This window comes from Streptomyces thermodiastaticus (assembly GCF_014656135.1).
Taxonomy (GTDB): Bacteria; Actinomycetota; Actinomycetes; order Streptomycetales; family Streptomycetaceae; genus Streptomyces; species Streptomyces thermodiastaticus.
On record NZ_BNBV01000066.1, the window covers coordinates 1 to 1,545 of the forward strand.

General features: G+C 66.7%; 1 protein-coding gene and 1 pseudogene. Both read left to right on the plus strand.

Features of this window, described 5'->3' with window-relative positions:
• Positions 1-7: 7 nt before the first annotated feature.
• Positions 8-418, plus strand: a complete 411-nt coding sequence (locus IE286_RS26840; RefSeq protein ID WP_308437396.1) for a DUF6507 family protein — start codon at positions 8-10, stop codon at positions 416-418.
• Positions 415-1,545, plus strand: a pseudogene (locus tag IE286_RS26845) (ADP-ribosyltransferase); the annotation flags it as partial. The gene IE286_RS26840 and the pseudogene IE286_RS26845, both read left to right, overlap by 4 nt.

Genomic DNA, 1,545 nt, shown 5'->3' on the forward strand with positions numbered 1-1,545 from the left:
CGGGGGTTTGTGGGTGTCTGGCTGGGATCTGAAGCCGCAGGGTATTTCGCATGTGCTGAAGACGACGGGTGAGTCGGCGTCGCATCTGGAGACGTATGCGAAGTCGTATGGGGAGCATCTGACGTCGGCGGCGACGCATGCGGGGACGATCTCGGCGGATGCGCCTGCTGGTGGCAAGGGGGGTGAGCAGGCGCAGGGGGGTCTGGTGGCGCTTGCGTTGTCGCAGTATGCGGAGCGTGCGTCGAAGGATCTGCAGTGGATCGCGGCGCGTGCGGGGAAGTCGTTGCAGGGTGTGGTGGATGCGACGACGGCGTATCTGCGGGGGGATGAGGAGATGGCGCTGGAGGCGCAGCGCAGGACGCTGGGTGCGCCGAAGGTGGACATGCCCGGTGGTGGCGGGAAGGCGGGTCGGGCGTGATCAAGCCGGAGGAGATTCCGCAGTTCACGGGTGATCTGGATGCGCTGGAGCGGGATTGTGCGGCGCTGACGAAGGATGCGGGTCATGTCCGGAGCACGGGCACGGACGTCCACAACCGGTTCCAGGGTCTGTCGGCGTATTACACGGCGCCTGAGGCGGAGCAGTTGTTCGCGACGACGCAGCCGGTGAAGGACCGTGCGGGGGCGTTCGCGGACGATCTGCAGAAGGTGTCGGGCGCGTTGTCGGGGTATGCGACCGAGGTGCGTCCTTTGGTGAAGAAGCTGGAGGATCTCAAGCGCGAGGCGACCGCGTTCGTGAACTCGGTCAAGGACGACGACGACTGGGAGTACGACGGGGACAAGGTCGACGAGCACAACCGGATCCGGGACGAGATCACGCAGACGGTCGCGGCGTTCTGGGCGGCGGAGCGGACGTGTCACAACAAGATCACGGCGTTGTGGCACGGCACGCAGATGGTGGCCGGGGACGGGTCGGACAAGAAGAACCAGTACGGGTTCAACGCGGAGGATCTGAAGAACGCGAAGCTTCCCTGGGGTGACCCGGTGGAGGAGAAGCATCACGCGTGGGAGATCGGTCACTGGATCAAGTCGTTCGTGTGGGACGGTCTGATCGTCGACGGTGTGTGGGGGACGATCAAGGGTCTGGGGACGCTGGTCGGGTTCGGTGGCTGGGAGGCGATGGGGCAGGCGTGGAAGGGCCTGGCCCAGCTCGCCACGGGCATCGCACTTACCGCGATCCCGGGTGTGGGGACGGCTTTCTGGGCGCTGCCGGACGACAAGCTGCCGTCCTGGATTCGTGATTCGCGCACGGCGATGAAGCAGACCGGCAAGGCGCTGGTGGCGTGGGACGAGTGGGGCAAGAACCCGGCCCGTGCCGCCGGTGCCGTCACCTTCAACGTCCTCACGACCGTGTTCACGGGTGGTGCGGGCGGTGCGGCTGCGGGCGCTGGCAAGGCTGGTGCGGTCGCCCGGGCGATCTCGCTCGCGGGCAAGGCGGGCCACTTCATCGACCCGATGACGTATGTCGCCAAGGGCGCGGGTGCGGGGTTGTCGAAGATCGGCGACATCGCCAAGGGCCTCAAGGGCGTCGGCACCATCGACATCCCC